Genomic DNA, 20,320 nt, shown 5'->3' with positions numbered 1-20,320 from the left:
GTGTCGATCAGCCCCGGGACGCGTCAGGGCGTGCCGGCGCGCGTGACCCAGTCGTCGACCAGGTCCGCCATGGTGTCCAGCGGCACCGACCCCTCGGCGAGCAGGACGTGGTGGAAGTCGCGGATGTCGAACGCGTAGCCGAGCCGCCGCTGCGCCCGCTCCCGCAGCTCGTCGATCCGGACCCGCCCGATCATGTACGCCAGCGCCTGGCCCGGCGCCGCGACGTACCGGTCGATCTCGTTGTCGATCTCGATCAGCGGCAGCGCCGTGTTGTCCCGCATGAACTCGACGGCCCGGTCGCGCGACCAGCCGTGGTGGTGCAGCCCGGTGTCGACGACGAGCCGGGCCGCCCGCCACGCGGCGCTGGACAGCATCCCGAGCCGGTCCACGTCGGTGCTGTACAGGCCCATCTCGTCGGCGAGATGTTCGACGTACAGCCCCCAGCCCTCGGAGTGCGCGGCGCACCGCCGGTACCGGCGGAAGTCGGGCAGCGCGAGGCCACGGCTCACCGCCGCCTGCAGGTGGTGCCCCGGCACCCCCTCGTGGAACGTCAGCACCTCGTACGCGGTGCGGCTGCGCTCGCGCGGCCGGTCGGTGTTGACCCACAGCGATCCCGGCCGCTGTCCGTCCACAGACGGCCACATGTAGTACGCCGCGATGCCGCCGCGGGCCTGGATCGGCTCCATCTCGTCGATCGTGCACGTCGGCACCGGGTACGCCCGGAACCGGTCCGGCAGCGCCGCGAGCGCCCGCTCGTACGCGGCGGCGGTGCGCCCGGTGATCTGTGCGGCGCTGTCGCAGCGCAGCGCGGGATCCTCGCGGAGCCGCCGGAACGTGCCGGCGAGGTCGGTCGTGCCCAGCGCCCGCGCGCCGGCGGCGGTGATCTCGTCGCGCAGTGTGGCCAGCAGGTCGAGCCCGGCCCGGTGGATGCCGTCCGCGGACATGCCCGTCGTCGTGTAGAGCCGGACCATCGCGTCGTACCCCGCGGCGCCGCCCGGTACGTGGCAGACGCCGACGTGCCGATCGTCGCGCGCGCCCGGCAGCAGCTCCTCGACCAGGGTCGTACGCAACCGGCGCAGGGCGGGCCGGATCGCCGTCGTGGCAACGTCTTCCGCCCGGGAGCGCCACCGTTCGGCGTCGAGCCCGCCGGTCGGTGTGGGACGCAGCAGCGGGTCGTCGGCGGGCCCGCCGGCCAGGTAGTCGTCGAGCTGCCGGACGGCCTGCCGGATCCCCGTGGCCGTCGGGTACCGGCCGTCCCGCGCGGCTGCCACGTGCCGCTCGCGGACCGCGTCGAAGTAGCCGCCCAGCCCACCCAGCCGCCGCAGGTACGCCTCGGCCCGGTCCGCGTCGCCCAGCGCGACGCGCGGCACGGTCGACAGGATCATCGACAGCGTGCCGGCCACGCTCGCGGACACGCTGACCTCGGACAGCCCGGCGGTCTCGGCGGCGCGCTCGTCGGCCAACCGCCGGACCAGCACCGCGTACGTGGTGCGGTCGGTGCCGGTGAGCGCCGCGCGGTCCACGGTGGCGAGCCGGTCCGCGAGCCCGCGCAGCGCCGCGACGTGCCGGGCGGACGCGGCACGGGACGGGTCGGTCACGTCGCCGAGATGGTCGACCATGCCGAGCGTCGTGGCGCTGATCGGGTCGTGCGCCAGGTACTCCGCGAAGTAGGCGGTGGCGATCCTGTCCAGCTCGGCACTGGCCTCGGACATCGGCATCTCTCCCTCGTCACACGGCCCGCACACGCGCCGGGCGCCGCGAGCGTACGCGGGCGGTACGACGGTTCCGTGGTCCCGCGGGTGCCGGTGTCCGGTCTCACTTGGCGACCGACCGGTGCCCGAAAAGTAGACGGCACGACCGCTCTGAGCGATCCTGGTGGTATGTCTGACGCAGTTCCGTACCGGCGGTGACGATGGTCGCTGCCGACGAGTCGGTCGGACGGCTCATATCCCGGCGTCGGCAGGAGCTCGGTCTCTCGCAGGCCGCACTCGCCCGCCGACTCGCCGCCGATTCCGGTCGTTCACTCAGTCGTAAACGGGTGAGCGACTGGGAACACGAGCGTGTCATAGTCGGGCCTTCCTGGTTACCTTTTCTGGCCGCCGTACTCGACGTTTCCGTGAGCACGCTGGCCGCCGCCGCGGCGGTTGCGCGATACCGCGACCGATTCGGTGACTGACGTCATACCCGGCTGGGGGGCCTCAATTTTTGAGGTCTTCCGGGAATCACCGCGACGGGGGACGATCGAGCCACCATTGGTGTCCGTGTGCGATCTGCGGAGCCCGGCGGTGGTGTCGTGGCAAATCGGGGGTGTCAACGGCAGTGACAAGAACGGAGGCTCCACCACCGTGGCGTACCAACGGGCGGCCGTGAAGGTCCGGCACCGCCCACCGAGCTGCGACCATGCCCCAGACCCCGGCTGCCAGGTCGCCGCTTAAGACCTATTCTTCCCCGCCGTACCAGTAATGCCCGGTTGCGTACCGCTCGCGGACGAAATCGCGCGTTTGCCGCCATTGGCGCACTGTCGTTCCGGGCGGACAACGCGTCGCGCGCCGGTCCGCAGCACGCCGTGGGTTGTCCATTCTGAGGGACGGGGGAAATAGTGTCCGAGGAGCCCGGTCAGTACGAATCCGAGACGGTCGCGGACGTGATTCGGGCCGTTCGCCGGAGCCGCGGCCTCAGCCAGGCAAAGTTGGCCGAGCAGCTCGCCGTCGTATCCAGTCGGCACACCGTGACACGGGGACTCGTGGCCCGGTGGGAACGGGGTCAGATACCGCGCGCCGAATACCGGCAATGGCTCTCCCTGGCGCTCGGTCTACCACCGGACCGGCTGAACCGCGCCGCCGACGTACGGCATCAGGAATCGCACCGGAACCATCGCGTACGCGGGGCCGGTGGTACCGAACGGCAGGGTCCGCCGGCGTTGTTGCCGATTCTGCGTTCGCGGGTGCAGGCGGCGATCCTGGCGACCGCGCTGCTCAACCCGGACGAGTGGTTCAGCCTGTCCCAGCTGGCGCGGCGGGTGCGGTGCAGCGTCACGGCCGTACACAAGGAGATCCGGCCGCTGCTGGAGATGCACGTGCTCGTCGACCGCGCGGACGGCGCCATGCGGCTGTTCCAGGCCGCGACCGCCTCGCCGCTGGTCGCGCCGCTGACCGAGCTGATGCTCCAGACGTACGGCGTGCCCGAGGTCGTGCGCGCCGAACTGTCCCGGGTACGCGGCGTGCACCGGGCGGTCGTCGGCGGCCCGTGGCGGCAGCGCCGCTCCGGTACGCCCGGCGAGTTCCCGGACGTCGTGCAGGTGACGCTGACCAGTACGGGGGCGGTCGACCGCGACGCGCTCGACCGCGCGGTGCGGCGGATCGAGTACCGGCTGAGACGGCCGGTGTCGCTGCGCGGCGTCGCGGACCCGGCGCCGGTCGGGCGGGACCTGTCACGGCAGGTCCCGCCCGGCCCCGCCGTGCCCCGGCAGCGGCGCCGCGCGGTGGCCGCCCCGGAACCGGCGGCTCCGACGGCGGCGTTCCGGCCGGCGCAGGCGCTCATCGCCGACCTGCTCGCCTCCGGCCGGCTCGAACTCGCGCCGACCACCGCGGTGGACAGCCGTACCCTGTTCGCGTTCGCGGACCGGCACCTGCAGGCGGCCGAGACGACCGAGGCGGCGTTCCCGGACGCCGCGTTCTGGCTGATCGCGGAGGCGGTGGCGCTGGTGGGGCGGGCGCTGCTGCGGGTGCAGGGGCTGGCGCCGGGCCCGACGGCGGACGACGCGCGCACCTGCGCCCAGGTACTCACCGCCCAGTTCGGCGACCGCTTCGTGCATGTCGAACGGTTGCGGCGGCGGGCGCGCACCCTGCACCACGCCGGGAACCACGTCACGACGGCGGAGGCCGCGGCGGCCCTGCGTACGGCGCGGGCGTTGCTGGCGAGCGCGGTGGACGACGCCACGCGCGCCACGCCGTACGTGGGTGCGCCGGAGACGCCGTCATGACCACGACCGACGACCGGCCGGTACGGGTCGGCGACACCGAGGTGCACCCGATGCGCGTGACGGACGCGTACGTGTTCACGCCGACGGCGTACCCGGACGACCGGGGGAGCTTCCACGCGCCGTACCAGGCGGCGGTGGTGGCCGCGGCGGTCGGGCATCCGCTGACGCTGGCGCAGGTCAACCAGAGCGTGTCGCGGCGCGGCACGATCCGCGGCGTGCACTTCGCGGACACGCCGCCGGGGCAGGCGAAGTTCGTGTTCTGCAGCCGGGGTTCGGTGCTCGACGTCGTCGTGGACCTGCGGGTCGGCTCGCCGTCGTTCGGTACGCACGACGCGGTCGAACTCACCGCCGGCAACCGGCGCGCGCTGTACGTGGCGGAGGGTCTCGGGCACGCGTTCCTGTCCCTGGCGGACGGCACGGTGCTCACCTACCTGTGCTCCACCGGGTACGACCCGGCGCACGAGCACGGCGTCGACCCGCTGGACCCGGCGCTCGGCCTGCCGTGGCCGCAGGTGGCGCCGCTGCTGTCGGCGAAGGACGCGGCGGCGCCGACCCTGGACGAGGCGCTCCGGTCCGGCCTGCTGCCGCGGATGGCCGACTGCCGGCGCCGCTACGAGGCGCTGCGCGAGGCGTGAACCGGCCGCGGTGACCCGAGCCGGCAGCCCAGCTCGGTACGGCCGGGCGCCAGGTCGGCGGCGGTGCCGTCCGGCAGCCGCACCGTGCACGAGGTACCGGGTGGCACCGTCACCGCGAGGTCGAACCGGTCGCCGTCGGCACGCCACGCCGACTCGATCCGCCCGTACGGGCAGTCGAGGACGCCGCGCGCGGAGGTGAGCCCGCCGCCGGGGCACGGCTCCACCCGGAACCTGCGGTACGCCGGCGCACCGTCCACCGGGCGGATGCCGGCCACGTACCGGTGCAGGAAGGTGGCCACGGCGCCCTTGCTGTAGTGGTTGAGGGAGCCGTGCGCGACGCCGTGGTCGTCGACGCCGTCCCAGTGTTCCCACATGGTCGTCGCGCCCCGGTCGAGCATCGCCAGCCACGACGGCGGTGTCTCGGCCAGCAGCAGCTCGTACGCGAGGTCGAGGGCACCGTGGTCGGCGAGCACCGGCAGCAGGTACGGCGTGGCGAGGAAGCCGGTGCCGAGGTGCGTGCCGGCCCGGCGTACGGCGCGGACCAGGTGCCGGGTGGCGTCCGCCCGCAGCGCCTCCGGCACCAGCCCGAACGCCAGCGCCCGCACGTACGTGGCCTGCCGGTCCGGGGTGACGGTGCCGTCGGGCCGCAGGAACTCCTGCTGCCAGGCGTACCGGGTGGCGTCGGCGAGCCCGGCGTACCGGGCGGGGTCGCGGCCGAGTACGGCGGCGGCGCGGGCCAGCAGCGACGCCGACCGGTGCAGGTACGCGGTGGCGAGGCTGCCGTGGTCGGCGGTGGCGAGCGCGGCGACGAACGCACGCTCGCCCGCGGGGTCGGACGGGGAGTCGGGCTCGCGCCACTCGCCCCAGTGGAAGCCCGTGTCCCACAGGAACTCCTCGTACGGGGCGGGCTCCGGGCGGCGGGCGGCGCGGTCCGGGTGCCGGCGGTGCCGCGCCACCGCCGCGGCGTACTCCACCCACGAGGTCATCGACTCCCACTGCTCGGCGAGCAGCTCCCGGTCGCCGTACGCCCGGTACAGCTCCCAGGGCACGATGACGGCGGCGTCGGCGAACCCGGCGCAGCCCGGCGGGATGTTCGCCGCCACGTGCATGCCCAGCGGCAGGAACTCCGGCGCGCAGTGCCGCACCAGCCCGTCCGGGCGCTGGTCGGCCGCCAGGTCCCGCAACCACTTGGTACCGAACCCGGCGACGTCGTACAGGTAGGCGGCGGTGGGCAGGATGACCTGCCAGTCGCCGGTCCAGCCGGCGCGTTCCCTGGTGGGACAGTCGGTCGGGACGTCGCACACGTTGCCGCGCAGGCTCCACACGACCGCCTCGTGCAGCCGGTCGAGCCGCGGGTCGCTGCACTCGAACCAGCCGGTACGCCGCAGGTCGGTGTGCACGACCACGGCTTCCACGTCGTCGGCGGCGACCTCGGCGCAGCGCCCCTCGATCCGCACGTACCGGAAGCCGTGCGTGGCGTGGCGCGGTTCGTACCGGTCGCCGGGGTGGCCGGCGGAGACCACCACGTCGCGCTGGAACGGTCCGCGTTCGTGCGCGGCGGCGCCCCACAGGTGGTCGACGGTCACGTCACCGGCGGCGTCCAGCGCCTCCCCGTGCAGCAGCGTCGTCCGGGTACCGGCGGGGCCGAGGTCGGCGAGCCGTACCCAGCCGTTGAGGTTCTGGCCGAAGTCGACGACCTGCCGGTCCGGGCGCGGACGCCACGTCGCCACCGGGCGCAGCACCTCGACCCGGCGTACCGGTGGGGCCGGGGATGCGCTCAACCGCACCGGATCGACGTCGCGTACGGCGACCGCGCGCCACGGCCCGGTGTCCCGGCGCAGGTCGGTCACCTGGCCCTGGCGCAGCTCCGCGGACCGGACCGGCCCGGTGGCCACCCGCCAGTCCGCCCCGGTACGCGCCAGCGTGGTGCTGCCGTCCGGGCCGGTCGCGTCGAGCTGCGCGAGCAGGCCGAGCGGAAGCCCCGCGTACAGCGGCGCCCAGCCGACCCAGCCGCCGGACAGTACGGCGCCGAGCCGGTTGCGCCCCGGCCGCAGCAACGCCGTCACGTCGTACGTCTGGACCTGGAGGCGCGTGCCGTAACTGGTGAAGCCGGGCGTCAGTTCCGCGTCGCCGACCCTGGCCCCGTTCACGAAGAACTCGTAGACGCCGTACGCGGTCACGTACAACCGGGCCCGGTCGGGTACGGCGGCCAGGTCGCACCCGCCGGCCAGGTACCACACCGGATGCGGCTCGGGGCCGGGGTCCGGCGGCCCGATCCAGCGGGCGGTCCACGCGTCCGGGTCGAGCAGCCCCGTCTCCCACCAGCCCGGCGGTGCCCAGCCGCTCACGCCGGCGTCCGTCCACACCCGTACGGTCCAGTCGACGCGCTGGCCCGACCGCAGCGCCGGCCCCGCGTACGGCACCAGCAGCGACTGCGGCGAGGTGACCCGCCCGGAATCCCAGTCCCCGGCGACGATCCGGTAGCCGAGCTGCCGTCGCGTACCCGGGGGCAGCTGCCAGGACAGCCGCGGCGCCGGCGTGGTCAGGCCGAGCGGTTCGTCCAGGTGTTCCACCCGCAACCCGCTCGGCGCCGTGACGTACGCCGCGCCGGGACGCATCAGCCGCTCCCCCACGCGGCGTCCGCGACCGTACCCGGGGCCGGCGGCGGCAGCGTCGTCCGTACCGTCTCCGGGTTGGCGACGGTCGGGTCGCCGGGGTCCACGACCGGCAGCACGGCCCCGAGCAGCGACCGCGTGTACGGGTGCCGCGGCGTACGCGTGACGGTGGCGGCGCGGCCCTGCTCGACCAGCCGGCCGCCGAGGAGTACCGCGATCCGGTGGGACATGTGCCGGACGACGTCGATGTCGTGCGAGATGAACAGGTAGCTCATGCCGTGCTCGCGTTGCAGGTCCAGCAGCAGGTTGAGGATCTGCGCCTGGACGGACAGGTCGAGCGCGCTGGTCGGCTCGTCGCACACCACCAGCCGCGGTTCGAGGACGAACGCGCGGGCGATCGCGATGCGCTGGCGCTGGCCGCCGGAGAACTCCGCCGGGTAGCGCCCGACCGCGTCGGCGGGCAGGCCCACCTGCCGCAGCATGTCGCGTACCCGGGCGTCCGCGACGCGCCGCGGGAGCCGGTGCGCGTGCCGGAGCGGTTCGCCGAGCGTCTGCCCGATGGTCCGGGACGGGTTCAGCGAGCTGTACGGGTCCTGGAACACGACCTGGATGACCCGCCCGAGTTCCCGGCGGCGCCCCGGCGGGAGCCGCGAGATGTTCTCGCCGCGGAACCAGACGCTGCCGGAGGTGGGCCGCACCAGCCCGAGTACGGCGTTGCCGATGGTCGACTTGCCGGATCCGGACTCCCCCACCAGGCCCAGCGTCTCGCCCTCGTCCACGGACAGGCTGACCCCGTCGACGGCGGTGACGACCGTACGCCGGCCCCGCACCCGGCCAGGGAACCGGACACGCAGGTCGCGGATGTCGAGCAGCGGGCCGGTCATGCGCGCCCCCCGGAGAGTTCGTCGAAGTGCAGGCACCGGGTACGCCGCGGCGGACGCAACCGCGCGACCGGTACCGGCGCGGCGCGGCACTCGTCGGTCGCCAGCAGGCAGCGCGCCGCAAAGTGGCAGCCGACCGGCCACGACCCCGGCGGCGGGACCGTACCGGGGATCGCGGTGAGGTGTTCGCCCGGCGTGGCCCGGCGCGGCGCCGACCGCAGCAACCCGTCCGTGTACGGGTGCGCCGGGTTGCGGAACATCCCGGCCACGTCACCGGACTCCACCACGTGCCCGGCGTACATGACGTACGCGCGGTCGCACATCGTGGCGATGATCCGCAGGTCGTGGCTGATCAGCAGGATCGCCATGTCGTTGTCGCGCTGGAGATCCCGCAGCAGGCCGAGGATGCCGGCCTGCACGGTGACGTCGAGCGCGGTGGTCGGCTCGTCGGCGATCAGCAGCCGGGGCTCGCCGGCCAGCGCCATCGCGATCGCGACCCGCTGAGCCATCCCGCCGGACAGCTGGTGCGGGTACCGGCCGGCGACCTGCTCCGGCTCGGGGAAGCCGACCGACCGCAGCAGCTCCATCGTGCGCGCGCGTACCCGGGCGCGGGATCCGCCGTGGTGCCGGCGGACGAGTTCGGCGACGTGCCGGCCCGCCGTCACGACCGGATCCAGGCTGGTACCGGGATCCTGGAACACCATGGCGATCCGCGTACCGCGCAGCCCGGTGAGAGTCGCGCGCGACGCCGTCGCCAGGTCGACGCCGTCGAAGCGGATGCTGCCGGCCGTGACGGCCGCGCCGGGCGGTAGCAGGCCGAGTACGGACCGGGCGGTGATCGTCTTGCCGCACCCGGTTTCGCCGACCAGCCCGACGCACTCCCCCGGCCCGATGTCGAGGTCGAGGCCCTCCACCACGCGTACCGGCGCATCCGGCCCGGGTACGGAGATGGTGACGTTGCGGGCGGACAGCAGCGCGGTCGTCGGCTCGACCACCTTCCGCCCGGTGACGGGTACTGGTCGCGCCGGCGCCAGCCGGCGTGTCGTACGCTCCGCGCTGGTGTCCCGCAGCACGTCGCCGAGCAACCCGAACGCCAGGATCGCCAACCCCAGCACCACACCCGGCGGTACGAGCAGCCACGGTTGCCGGTCGATCACGCCGGCCGCCTCGGAGATCATGTTGCCCCAGGTGGGTGCCGGCGGGCGGGCGCCGAGCCCCAGGTAGCTCAGGCCGGCGTCCATCAGCAGCGCCCCGCCGGCCAGCAGCGACGCCTGCACGAGTACGGGACCGGCGACGCGCGGCAGCACGTGCCGTACGACGATGTGCCGGTGCGGGAGGCCGCTGACCCGGGCCGCCGAGATGTACAGCTCGTTGCGTACCGCGAGGGTGGCGCCGCGGACGACGCGGGCGATGCCGGGCGCGACGAGAACGCCGAGCGCGATCATCGCCGCGCTCATCGAGTTGCCGATGACGGCGAGGACCGCGAGCAGCGTGACGATCACCGGGATCGCGAGCATGACGTCGACCAGCCAGGTGAACCCGCGGTCCAGCCAGCCGCCGAAGTAGCCGGCGAGCAGCCCGGCGGCCAGCGCCACGGCCATCCCGACGCCGACCGCGAGCGCCGCGTCCACCAGGCTGGTACGCCCGCCGTACAGCAGGCGGCTCAGCACGTCGCGGCCGAGCGCGTCGGTACCGAGCGGGTGGGCTCCGCTGGGCAGCGACAGGATGTGGTCCAGGTCGGTCGCGGTCGGCCGGTACGGCGCGAGCACCGGCGCCAGCGCCGAGCACACCACCAGCAGCGCCAGGTACGCGACGGCCACCCGGCCGAGCGGCCGCGCCAGCGCCGTACGCCAGGCGCCGTGCGGGTGCGCAGCCCGGCCGGGGCGTGCGGTACGCGCGGCACCGGCGGCCGACTCCTCCAGCGCGGTCACGACACACGCACCTTCGGGTTCAGCCACCCGTACGCCAGGTCGACGGCCAGGTTGACCAGTACCACGATGACGGTGAACACGACGACGACGCCCTGGATGGTGGGCAGGTCGTGACTGGTCGTCGCCTGGACGGCCAGCCCGCCGAGCCCGGGCATCGCGAACACGCTCTCGATGAACACGGTGCCGCTGAACAGCCCGATGAACGTCAGCCCGGCGACGGTGACGGTCGGGATCGCCGCGTTGCGCAGCGCGTGCCGGAACACGATGGACCGCTCGGGGATGCCGTTGGCCCGCAGCATCGTCACGAAGTCGCGGGACAGTACGTCGCGCATCGAGTCGCGGGTGTGCCGGGCGAACACCGCGACCCCCTGCAACACCAGCGTCGTCACCGGCAGGATCAGGTACGCGAGCCACCTGCCCGGACCGCTCGACAGCGGGACGTACCCGGTGGCGGGCAGCAGCGGGATCGTCACGGCGAACACGGTCACCAGGACCAGGGCGAGCCAGAAGTTCGGCAGCGCGTACCCGCCGAGGGAGAGCACGTCGACGAGCCGGGCGGTGCCGCGACCCCGCACCGCACCGAGTACGCCGAGGCCGACGCCGACCAGCGCGGTGACCGCGGTGGCGAGTACCACCAGCGACAGGGTGACCGGCAGCCGCTTGAGGATCTCCGAGGCGACCGACACCCCGCTGATGGGCGAGGTGCCGAGGTCACCGTGCAGCGCGTTGCCGAGCCAGTGCACGTACTGCACGAGGACCGGCTGGTCCAGGCCCAGCCGCGCCCGCAGCTCGTGGTACGCCTCGGGCGTGTAGTTGTACCCGAGGATCATCCGCGCGGTGTCGCCCGGCGTCACCGCCTGCAACAGGAACGTCAGGAACGACACGACGAACACCAGCAGCGCGGAGACGAGCAGACGCCGGCCGATGAACCGCCACATGCTTCCACCTCCCGTCGCCCCACGCGGCGCGCGTCCGGTCGCACCGCGCGGGGCGCTCGCCGTGCCGGGGCGCCGGCCGCGTCAGCCGGAGTGCTGCCACGCGTACACCGAGGGCAGCGGTTCGCCCTTCTCGGCACCGGTGTGCACGCTGGTACGGGTGAACAGGAACTGCGGGCTCAGCACCACCGGTACGAACCAGGCCAGGTCCACCAGCCGCCGTACGATCTGCCGGTCCAGGCTCGCCTGCGCCTCCCCGTGCGCCGCGGTCGCCTGCCGGTCGAGCCGTTCGACGGTGGGATCGGTGCTGTGGAAGGGATTCATGCCCACCGCGTCGCGCAGCCACAGGTTGCGGCCCATGAAGTAGATCGGCGCGACACCCCACCCCATGATCGACGCCGGGTACTTGTCCAGGCTGGGGAAGAACTGCGCCTGCACCTTCGTCTGGATCGACAGCTTCACCCCGACCTTGGCGAACTGCTCGCCCATGGCCTGCAACAGGTTCGTGCCGTACGGGTTGCCGCTGGAGATCACGACCGGCAGCGTGAACCCGCCCGCGTACCCGGCGGCGGAGAGCAGATGCCTGGCCTGCGCCGGATCGTAGTGGTAGACCGTCGAGTCGTTGTACCCGTCCTGCCCCGGCGCCGCCGGCTGCTCCGTCGCGATCCCGTACTGCCCGAACAGCGCCTTGGCGAGCTTCGCCCGGTCCACCGCGTAGTTGAGCGCCTGGCGTACCCGGACGTCGGCGAGCGGCCGGCTCAGCGTGCCGCCCCGGTCGTTGAGCTGGATGCCCATCACGATGCTCGGGCTCGCCGCGACCGTCAGGCTGGCCGACTTCGCCGCGTCGGCGATCGCGTAGCTGCCGTGCACCGCGTCGACCTGGCCGGTCTTCAACGCCGCCAGCGCGGTGTTCTCGTTCGGCAGGACCTTCACGACCACCTTCTCGTACTGCACCTGGCCGGGCTGCCAGTACTTGCCGTTCTTCACGTACGTGTAGTGGTCGCCGGTGGTCGTCTGCCCGCTGGACAGCACGTACTGACCGGCCCCGTACGTGTTCTTGGCGAGCTTGTCGGGCGTCGCGATGGCCTTGGGGCTGATCATGTTGCCCGCGAAGTACTGCTGGGAGAACAGCAACGGCAGCAGCGGGTGCGACTCCGACAGGTGCAGTTGCACCGTGTGGTCGTCGACCGCGCTGACCGTCGAGATCGTCGTCATGAACGGCGAGACCTGCGTCCCCGCCGACTTCGCGTACTCGATGTTGGCCTTGACCGCGGCGGCGTTCAACGGCGCGCCGTCGCTGAACACGACCCCCTTGCGCAGGGTCATCTCGAACGACCGGTTCGTCGAGTCGAGGTACTTCCACGACGTCGCCAGCCGCGGCTTCAGGCTGCCGTCACCGGCCAGGTAGATGAGCGGATCGTAGGCGGGCTCGAAGAACGTCTTCGACTCGCCACCGCCCTTGGTCGGGTCGATGCTCGTCGGTGCGGACGTCTCCCCGACGTCCAGTGCGCCGGACGGTGTACTCGAACTGCTGCCGCCGCCCCCGCCGCCGAAGTCGCAGCCGCCGACGGCCAGGCCACCGGCGGTCATCAGTACGCCGACGGTGAACGTGCGACGGGACAGTCCCGACGTACTGCGGGGTGCGGGCCCCTGGGCGCCATCATGATCGCTCATCGCTACCGATCCTTCGGTCAGATCCGCGCTGGGATCCTCCGCCTGCTGGAGGCGTTGTCGTTGCGAACCGAAAGTGGTCCTTCCATCCTCCCTGGCCGGCGTGGAGCGACGGTCCGAATCGGACGTGGCAGCCAAGTGGGGGGACGGGAGGCGCCGCCGGAAACGGGCGATCAGCTTCACGACCTCTGGGGTGGTGCGGACACGATCTGAAATCGTGTTCACCCGCGACTGTCCCACATGAACTCTGTGTACGCAACAGGTTTCCGGAGAGTGTCACCCGCGGTAGAGTCAAGTTCTTGAAATCGTGTGCAGACGGGGTGCGCCGTGCAGGTGACGATGAAGGACGTGGCCCGCGAGGCCGGGGTCTCCGCCTCGACGGTCAGCCGCGTCCTGACCGGCGCGACGCGGGTCGTCCCCGCCAAACGCGCCGCCGTCGAACGTGCCTGCAAGAAGCTCGGGTACCACCCGGACGGGCTCGCCGCCGCCCTCCGCAACCGATCCTCCCAGTCCGTCGGGATCCTCGTCCCGGACATCGAGAACCCGATCTTCCCCGCCGTCATCCGGGCCGCCGAGCACGAGCTGGCGCTGGCCGCCGTCGACGTGGTGCTGTGCGACGCCGACAACGACGTGGCGGTCGAGGCGCGGCGGCTCGACACGCTGCTCCGGCGCCGGGTCGACGGGCTGCTCGTCTGCCCCGTCCACCGCGAACACAGCGCGCCGGCGCTGCGGGCCGCCGCCCTGCGCGTCCCGACCGTCCAGCTCGACCGGTACGCGCTGACCGACGTCGACTTCGTCGGTACCGACCAGGATTCGGGGATGCGGCAGGTGGTCGAGCACCTCCGGGACCGCGGCGCCCGTACGGCGGTGTTCGTCGGCGGGTACCGCGGGATGTCGAGCCTGACCGAACGGGCCCAGGCGTTCGAACGGGCCTGCGCGGAGCACGGCATCGCCGCCCGCCCCACCGTGGACGTCCGGTTCCCGGACGCGGACAACGGCCGGCGGCACGCCCGGGACCTGCTCGCCCGGGGCGGCCTGCCCGACGCGATCGCCTGCGCCAGCGACGAACTGGCGTTCGGGCTGCTGGTGGAGCTGCGGGCGGCCGGGGTCCGGTGCCCGGAGGACGTGCTCGTCACCGGGCACGACGACATCCCGGCCGCCGGGTACATGGAGCTGACCTCCGTCAACCAGTCGCTGCCGGACAAGGGCCGGGAGGCCGCCCGGTTGCTGCGACACCAGAGCAGCTCACCCCGTCAGGTACGGCTGACGCCGACGCTGGTGGCTCGGACGAGCACGGCCCGCCCGAGCCCGGCGTACGCGGCGGCCGGTCCCGCGGCAGAAGGGAGCCACGGATGAGCGCCAGCAGCACCGCCCCGGCGGTGGTCCCCGACCGTTTCGCCGGACGGTACGTCCTGGTCACCGGCGCGGGCAGCGGGATCGGGGCCGCCACCGCCCGGCAGTTCGTCGCCGAGGGCGCGTACGTCACGGGCGTCGACGTCAACGCCGACGGCCTCCGTACCGTCGAAAGGAGCCTGGACGGCTCGGCCGGCCGGCTGACCACCGTGGTCGCCGACATCACCGCCGACGGCGCCGCCGACGAGCTGGTCGCGGCCGCCGCGGGCCCGGACGGCGCCCTCGACGTACTCGTCAACAACGCGGCGGTGTTCCTGCTCGCCGGCGTCGACGCGACCGACGAGCAGTGGCAGCGCACCCTGGACGTCAACCTGCTCGCCCCGGCCCGGCTGGTCGCCGCCGCCGTCAAGGCACTCGCGCGATCGACCTCCCCCGCCGTCGTCAACGTCGCCAGCATCTCGGGCCACATCTCGCAGGCCGGCCGCTGGACGTACAACGCGAGCAAGGGTGGGGTGCTGGAGCTGACCCGGTGCCAGGCGCTCGACCTGGCCCCGGACGGCATCCGCGTGAACAGCGTCAGCCCCGGGTACATCTGGACCGAGGTGCTGGACCGCGCGGCCGACGGCGACCGGGAGCGGTGGGAGCCGGTGTGGGGCGGCGCCTGCCCGCTCGACCGCTGCGGCGAGCCGGCCGAGGTGGCGAGCGTCATCGGCTTCCTCGCCTCGCCGGCCGCGTCGTACGTCACCGGCACGGACGTGCTCGTGGACGGCGGGCTGGTGTCGATGAGCCCGGACGGGCGCAGCAGCTACGGTTTCCGGTCATGACGCCGGGCGCCGTGGTGGACGCCCACATGCACCTGTGGGACCTGTCGCGGTTCCGGTACCCGTGGCTGGGTGACGACGGCAGCGCCGCGCTCCGGCACGACTACCTGGTGGCGGACTGGCGGCGCGACACCGACGGCGTGGACCTGGCCGGCGTCGTCCACGTCCAGGCCGAGCTCGACCACACCCTCGATCCGGTACTCGAAACGGCGTGGCTGGATTCGTTGGTACGCAACGGTTCTGGCGTCCCCACCGTCTGCGTCGGGTACGCCGACCTGCGCGCGCCGGACCTCGACGACGTGCTGGACCGGCACCAGGAGTACGGGATGTTCCGGGGGATCCGGCAGCAGGCCTGGTACGACCCGGGCTCGGTGCGCGCCGACGTGCCGCGGGACAACCTGCTGGACGACGACCGGTTCGGCGCCGGGCTGGACCGGCTGGCCGCCCGCGGACTCAGCTTCGACCTGCAGGTGTGGCCGCACCAGCTGGCGCAGGCGACCGCGGTGTGCCGGGCCCGCCCCGAGCTGACCGTCGTCCTCGAACACACTGGGCTGCCGCCCACCGACCCGGCGGATCGCGACGGGTGGCGCGCCGGGCTGCGCCGCTTCGCCCGCGAGGTACCGCGCTCGGTACTGAAGATCTCGGGGCTGCGGTTCGTCTCCCCGGACTGGGACCTGCGCGTACTGCGGCCGGTCGTGGACGACGCGGTCGCGGCGTTCGGACCCGACCGGTGCATGTTCGGCAGCAACTTCCCGGTCGACCGGCTCAGTACCGGATACCGGGCGCTGTGGCGCTCGTACGACGCGATGACGGGCGCCTACCGGCCGCACGAGCGCGACCAGCTGCTGCGCGGCACGGCCAGCCGTACCTACCGGATCGGCGACGCCACCGGCTGAAGGGAACCACCGATGAGTACGACGATCGTCCGCCTGGACACCCACGACCTGCGGTTCCCGACGTCACGGTGGCTCGACGGGTCCGACGCGATGAACCCCGACCCGGACTACTCGGCCGCGCACGTCGTCGTGCACACCGACGCCGACGACGGGTACGAGGGCCACGGGTACGTGTTCACGATCGGGCGCGGCAACGACGTGCAGACCGCGGCGATCGCGGCGCTGGCACCGCTGGTGGTGGGGCTGCCGCTGGCCGACACCCTGGCGGACATGGCCGCGCTCTCCCGGCGCCTCGTGCACGACTCGCAGTTCCGGTGGCTGGGGCCGGAGAAGGGCGTCATGCACATGGCGATCGGCGCGGTCGTCAACGCCCTGTGGGACCTGAAGGCCAAGCGCGCCGGGAAGCCGCTGTGGCGGCTGCTCGCGGAACTCACGCCGGAGCAGATCGTCGACCTGGTCGACTTCCGCTACCTCACCGACGTACTCGACCGGGACCAGGCGCTGGACATCCTGCGGGCCGCCGTACCGGGGCGCGCCGAGCGGACCGCGCGGCTGCTCGCCGACGGCTATCCCGCCTACACCACCAGCCCCGGCTGGCTCGGGTACGACGACGCGAAGCTCGCGCGCCTGTGCCGGGAGGCGATGGACAGCGGGTTCACGCACCTGAAGCTGAAGGTCGGCGCGGACCTGGCCGACGACGTACGCCGGCTCGGGCTGGCGCGCAGCACCTGCGGCCGCGACGTACGGATCGCCGTGGACGCCAACCAGCGCTGGGACACCGGTACCGCGATCCGGTGGATCCAGGCGCTGTCCGAGTTCGATCCGGCGTGGGTGGAGGAGCCCACCAGCCCGGACGACGTACTGGCGCACGCGGCCATCGCGCGGGCCGTCGCCCCGATCCGGATCGCCACCGGCGAACACCTCGCCAACCGCGTCGTGGCCAAGCAACTGCTCCAGGCGAAGGCCGTCGACATCCTGCAGATCGACGCGACCCGGGTCGCCGGCGTCAACGAGAACGTCGCCAACCTGCTGCTCGCCGCGCGCTTCGGAGTACCGGTGTGCCCGCACGGCGGCGGCGTCGGCCTCTGCGAACTGGTACAGCACCTGGCGATGTTCGACTACGTCGCGGTCAGCGGCAGCCTGGACGGGCGGGTGATCGAGCACGTCGAGCACCTGCACGAGCACTTCGTCGACCCGGTGGTGGTGCGCTCCGGCCGGTACCGGGCGCCGACCGCCCCCGGTTTCAGCTCCACCCTGCGTCCCGACTCCGTACGCGCGCACGCCTTCCCGTACGGGCCGGTGTGGGCGGCGGACCGCTGAGCGGTGCCCGCGCGGGCAGCGGCGTACGGCCGAGCAGGCACACCGCGACGAGCGCCACCACCGCGACCCCCGCCATCACCGCGAACACCGTCCCCGTCGCCGATCCGTACGCGCGCGGCGTCGCCGCGGCGGTGCGCGTCGCGTACACGGAGCCGAGGAGGGACAGGCCGGCGGCGCCGCCGAGCAGGTGGAAGAACGTGAGCGTGGCCGTACCGGCGCCGAGGTCGCGGCGGTCCAGCGAGTGCAGCGCGACGACGACGATGTTCTGGCTGCACGCGCCGGTACCGAGGCCGACCAGGACGGTGCCGGCGGCGACCAGCTGCAGCGGCGTCGACGCGCCGATCGTGCCGAGCAGGGCCAGACCGGCGACGAGCAGGCTCGCGCCGACGACCAGCGGCGGCCGGCACCGTCCGGTACGGCGCACGATCCGGCCGCACACCGCTGTCGCCACCACGACCGCCAGCACCATCGGTACGGTGAGCAGCCCGGAGCCGGCGGGACCGTACCCGCGGGCGGTCTGGAGGTAGCGGGCGAGGAACACCGGCGCGGCGATCATCGGTACGCCGACCGCGACCCAGGCCACGAGGGACAGCACCATCGTCGGCCGGCGTACGAGGCGGGGCGGGACGATCGGGTCCGCGCCGCGGCGTTCGACCCGGACGGCGGCGGCGACGAGCGCGGCGCTCACCGCGAGCAGCGCCAGACTCGGCCAGGACAGCCACCCGGACATCGGCCCGGCGACGCCGAACCAGAGCAGCAGCGCGGCAATGCCGCCCGGGATGAGCAGCGCGCCCCACCAGTCGACGGTACCGGTGCCGCGGGCGTGTCCCGGCTCGTGCAGGGTCCGCCGCACCAGCACGTACGCCAGCGCCGCGACCGGTACGCCCACCCAGAAGCACGCCCGCCACCCCACGTACGGCGTGCCGACGAGCAGGCCGCCGAGCGGTGGCGCGCCGATCGACGCGACACCACCGGCCGCGGTGAAGTACGCCATGTAGCGGCCCTGCTCGCGAGGGGCCACGAGCGCCGCGATCAGCGTCTGGGCCAGCGACACCAGGCCGCCCGCGCCGACGCCCTCCACCACCCGCAGCGCGATCAGGACGCCGGTGTCCGGGGCGAACCCGGCCAGCGCCGTACCGAGCCCCAGCAACGCGATCGCCGCCTGTACCAACGGTTTCCGCCGGGTACGGTCGGCGAGCTTGCCCCAGACCGGCCCGCTGGCGGTGGCGGCGAGCAGCGACGAGGTGACGATCCAGGTGTACCCGGCGGCGCTGCCGTGCAGGTCGCGGACGATCGCCGGCAGCGCGTTCGCGACGATGGTGCTCGACAGGCCCGCCACGAACACCGCCAGGATCAGCCCGGACAGTGCCGCGACGAGCCGCCGGTGGTTCACCCCGGCTGCCCCACCGACGTACCGGCGCGCAACGGTTCCCACCACTGCCGGTGCGTAGCGTACCAGTCGAGGGTGCGGACCAGGCCGTCCTCCATCCCGACCGTCGGCCGGTACCCGAGCCGGCGGATCTTCCCGGTGTCCAGCGCGTACCGGCGGTCGTGGGCCTTGCGGTCGGGCACGTACCGGACGCGGTCCCAGCCGGCGCCGGTCGCCATCAGCAGTCGTGCCAACAGATCCCGGTTGGTCAGCGCGGTGCCGCCGCCGATGTTGTAGATCTCGCCGGGGCGGCCGCGCTCGGCGACGAGCTGGATGCCGCGGCAGTGGTCGTCGACGTACAGCCACTCGCGGACGTGCCGGCCGTCGCCGTACAGCGGGACGGTGCCGCCGCCGAGCAGCGTGCAGACCGCCATCGGGACGAACTTCTCCGGGTGCTGGTACGGGCCGTAGTTGTTGGAACAGCGGGTGACCAGCACCGGCAGCCTGTGCGTGACGAAGTACGAGCGGGCGATCAGGTCGGCGGCCGCCTTCGACGCGGCGTACGGGGAGTTCGGTCCGAGCGGGTGCGTCTCGGGCCACGCGCCGTGCTCGACCGAGCCGTACACCTCGTCGGTGGACACGTGCACGAAGCGCCGCACCCCGGCCGCCAGCGCCGCGGCCAGCAGGCAGTGCGTGCCGACCACGTTGGTACGCACGAACTCCGCCGAGCCGGCGATCGATCTGTCCACATGGGACTCCGCGGCGAAGTGCACGACCGTGTCGGTGCCGGCCATGACCTCCTCGACCGCGCCGACGTCCGCGATGTCGCCGGCCACCACACGCAGCCGCGGATCGTCGGCCACCGGCGCCAGGTTCGCCCGGTTCCCCGCGTACGTGAAGCTGTCCAGTATCACCACCTCGTCCGGTACGGCGTCGGTGAGCCGCCCGGTGAGCAGGCTCCGTACGTAGGTCGAGCCGATGAACCCGGCGCCGCCGGTGACCAGGACCCTCATCGCACGACCTCCCGCAGGCCGGCCCGCTGCACCGCGCTCGCCACGTCCATCACGTACCGGCCGTACGCGGTGCGGCCCAGCTGCTCGCCCAGCCGGTAGCAGTCCGCGGCGCTGATGAACCCCATCCGCAGCGCGATCTCCTCCAGGCACGCGATCCGGATGCCCTGCCGTTCCTCCAACGTCCGCACGTACTCGCTCGCCGCCAGCAGCGACTCGTGCGTGCCCGCGTCCAGCCACGCGAACCCGCGCCCCAGGTTCACCACCCGCGCCTCCCCCAGCTCCAGGTACAACCGGTTCAGGTCGGTGATCTCCAGCTCGCCGCGCGCCGACGGGGTCAGCCGCAGCGCCATGTCCACCGCGCGCCCGTCGTACAGGTAGAGGCCGGTGACGGCGAGGTTCGAGGTCGGCTCCGCGGGCTTCTCCACCAGTCCGCGCAGCACGCCGTCGGCGTCCACCTCGGCGATGCCGTACCGCTGCGGGTCGGCGACCGGGTAGCCGAACAGGACGGCGCCGGTCAGTTCGGCGACGGCCCGGCGCAGCAGCCGGGACATGCCGGGGCCGTGGAAGATGTTGTCCCCCAACACGAGTGCCACCGGCTCGCCGTCGACGTGGTCGGCGCCGACGATCAGCGCGTCGGCGATGCCGCGCGGCGCGGACTGGATCGCGTAGCTCAGCCGCAGCCCCCACTGCCCGCCGTCGCCCAGCAGCCGCCGGAACCCGGTGATGTCCTCCAGCGTCGTGACGATCAGGATCTCCCGGATGCCGGCCAGCATGAGCACCGACAGCGGGTAGTAGATCATCGGCTTGTTGTAGACCGGAACGAGTTGCTTCGACATCGACAGGGTCACCGGGTGCAGCCGCGTCCCGGTGCCTCCCGCCAGTACGATTCCCTTCACCG

At 73.3% G+C, this 20,320-nt stretch carries 16 protein-coding genes; 7 read left to right on the top strand and 9 right to left on the bottom strand.

What is annotated here, in order from left to right; genetic code table 11:
- Window positions 1-23: 23 nt before the first annotated feature.
- Window positions 24-1,712, bottom strand: coding sequence for a DUF885 domain-containing protein (locus tag Aru02nite_RS15375; protein ID WP_203658201.1), 1,689 nt, complete (start codon window positions 1,710-1,712; stop codon window positions 24-26).
- 194 nt (window positions 1,713-1,906) lie between these two features.
- Here Aru02nite_RS15375 and Aru02nite_RS15370 point away from each other — a divergent pair, with 194 nt between their 5' ends.
- The 3 genes from Aru02nite_RS15370 to Aru02nite_RS15360 all read left to right on the top strand — a co-directional run bounded on the left by Aru02nite_RS15370 (window position 1,907) and on the right by Aru02nite_RS15360 (window position 4,617).
- Window positions 1,907-2,176, top strand: coding sequence for a helix-turn-helix domain-containing protein (locus Aru02nite_RS15370; protein ID WP_203658200.1), 270 nt, complete (start codon window positions 1,907-1,909; stop codon window positions 2,174-2,176).
- Between the two features lie 744 nt (window positions 2,177-2,920).
- Complete coding sequence (locus Aru02nite_RS15365; RefSeq protein WP_203658199.1) at window positions 2,921-3,982, top strand: hypothetical protein; 1,062 nt, start codon at window positions 2,921-2,923, stop codon at window positions 3,980-3,982.
- The gene (locus Aru02nite_RS15360) at window positions 3,979-4,617 is read left to right on the top strand and encodes a dTDP-4-dehydrorhamnose 3,5-epimerase family protein (protein WP_275408644.1); all 639 of its coding nucleotides are present in this window, start codon (window positions 3,979-3,981) and stop codon (window positions 4,615-4,617) included. The genes Aru02nite_RS15365 and Aru02nite_RS15360 overlap by 4 nt, the downstream gene beginning before the upstream one ends.
- On the opposite strand, the gene Aru02nite_RS15355 is transcribed toward Aru02nite_RS15360, so the two are convergent.
- The 5 genes from Aru02nite_RS15355 to Aru02nite_RS15335 all read right to left on the bottom strand — a co-directional run bounded on the left by Aru02nite_RS15355 (window position 4,593) and on the right by Aru02nite_RS15335 (window position 12,653).
- Window positions 4,593-7,235, bottom strand: coding sequence for a family 78 glycoside hydrolase catalytic domain (locus Aru02nite_RS15355; RefSeq protein ID WP_203658198.1), 2,643 nt, complete (start codon window positions 7,233-7,235; stop codon window positions 4,593-4,595). The genes Aru02nite_RS15360 and Aru02nite_RS15355 overlap by 25 nt on opposite strands.
- Window positions 7,235-8,116 carry an ATP-binding cassette domain-containing protein gene (locus Aru02nite_RS15350; protein WP_203658197.1) on the bottom strand — a complete coding sequence of 294 codons (882 nt, stop codon included), beginning with the start codon at window positions 8,114-8,116 and terminating at the stop codon, window positions 7,235-7,237. The genes Aru02nite_RS15355 and Aru02nite_RS15350 overlap by 1 nt, the downstream gene beginning before the upstream one ends.
- A complete protein-coding gene (locus tag Aru02nite_RS15345; RefSeq protein WP_203658196.1) occupies window positions 8,113-10,044 on the bottom strand; it encodes a dipeptide/oligopeptide/nickel ABC transporter permease/ATP-binding protein in 1,932 nt (643 codons plus the stop codon). Before Aru02nite_RS15345 ends, Aru02nite_RS15350 begins: the two co-directional genes overlap by 4 nt.
- Window positions 10,041-10,982 carry an ABC transporter permease gene (locus tag Aru02nite_RS15340; RefSeq protein WP_203658195.1) on the bottom strand — a complete coding sequence of 314 codons (942 nt, stop codon included), beginning with the start codon at window positions 10,980-10,982 and terminating at the stop codon, window positions 10,041-10,043. Before Aru02nite_RS15340 ends, Aru02nite_RS15345 begins: the two co-directional genes overlap by 4 nt.
- 81 nt (window positions 10,983-11,063) lie before the next feature.
- Window positions 11,064-12,653, bottom strand: coding sequence for an ABC transporter substrate-binding protein (locus tag Aru02nite_RS15335; protein WP_203658194.1), 1,590 nt, complete (start codon window positions 12,651-12,653; stop codon window positions 11,064-11,066).
- A gap of 324 nt (window positions 12,654-12,977) precedes the next feature.
- On the opposite strand from Aru02nite_RS15335, the gene Aru02nite_RS15330 reads away from it, so the two are divergent.
- The 4 genes from Aru02nite_RS15330 to Aru02nite_RS15315 are packed head-to-tail and all read left to right on the top strand — an operon-like array spanning window position 12,978 to window position 17,040.
- The gene (locus Aru02nite_RS15330; protein ID WP_203658193.1) at window positions 12,978-14,006 is read left to right on the top strand and encodes a LacI family DNA-binding transcriptional regulator; all 1,029 of its coding nucleotides are present in this window, start codon (window positions 12,978-12,980) and stop codon (window positions 14,004-14,006) included.
- A complete protein-coding gene (locus Aru02nite_RS15325; RefSeq protein ID WP_203658192.1) occupies window positions 14,003-14,827 on the top strand; it encodes an SDR family NAD(P)-dependent oxidoreductase in 825 nt (274 codons plus the stop codon). Before Aru02nite_RS15330 ends, Aru02nite_RS15325 begins: the two co-directional genes overlap by 4 nt.
- A complete protein-coding gene (locus tag Aru02nite_RS15320) occupies window positions 14,824-15,720 on the top strand; it encodes an amidohydrolase family protein (protein ID WP_203658191.1) in 897 nt (298 codons plus the stop codon). The genes Aru02nite_RS15325 and Aru02nite_RS15320 overlap by 4 nt, the downstream gene beginning before the upstream one ends.
- A gap of 12 nt (window positions 15,721-15,732) precedes the next feature.
- Window positions 15,733-17,040 carry an enolase C-terminal domain-like protein gene (locus Aru02nite_RS15315; protein WP_203658190.1) on the top strand — a complete coding sequence of 436 codons (1,308 nt, stop codon included), beginning with the start codon at window positions 15,733-15,735 and terminating at the stop codon, window positions 17,038-17,040.
- On the opposite strand, the gene Aru02nite_RS15310 is transcribed toward Aru02nite_RS15315, so the two are convergent.
- The 3 genes from Aru02nite_RS15310 to rfbA are packed head-to-tail and all read right to left on the bottom strand — an operon-like array spanning window position 16,964 to window position 20,318.
- Complete coding sequence (locus tag Aru02nite_RS15310; RefSeq protein WP_203658189.1) at window positions 16,964-18,433, bottom strand: MFS transporter; 1,470 nt, start codon at window positions 18,431-18,433, stop codon at window positions 16,964-16,966. The genes Aru02nite_RS15315 and Aru02nite_RS15310 overlap by 77 nt on opposite strands.
- Complete coding sequence (rfbB, locus tag Aru02nite_RS15305) at window positions 18,430-19,422, bottom strand: dTDP-glucose 4,6-dehydratase (RefSeq protein ID WP_203658188.1); 993 nt, start codon at window positions 19,420-19,422, stop codon at window positions 18,430-18,432. Before rfbB ends, Aru02nite_RS15310 begins: the two co-directional genes overlap by 4 nt.
- On the bottom strand, window positions 19,419-20,318 hold the full coding sequence (rfbA, locus tag Aru02nite_RS15300; RefSeq protein WP_203658187.1) for a glucose-1-phosphate thymidylyltransferase RfbA: 900 nt from the start codon (window positions 20,316-20,318) through the stop codon (window positions 19,419-19,421). The genes rfbB and rfbA overlap by 4 nt, the downstream gene beginning before the upstream one ends.
- Window positions 20,319-20,320: the final 2 nt, after the last annotated feature.

This window comes from Actinocatenispora rupis, assembly GCF_016861975.1.
Lineage (GTDB): Bacteria > Actinomycetota > Actinomycetes > Mycobacteriales > Micromonosporaceae > Actinocatenispora > Actinocatenispora rupis.
The sequence above is the reverse complement of the archived record's forward strand: the minus strand, read 5'-3'. Positions and strand labels throughout refer to the sequence as shown.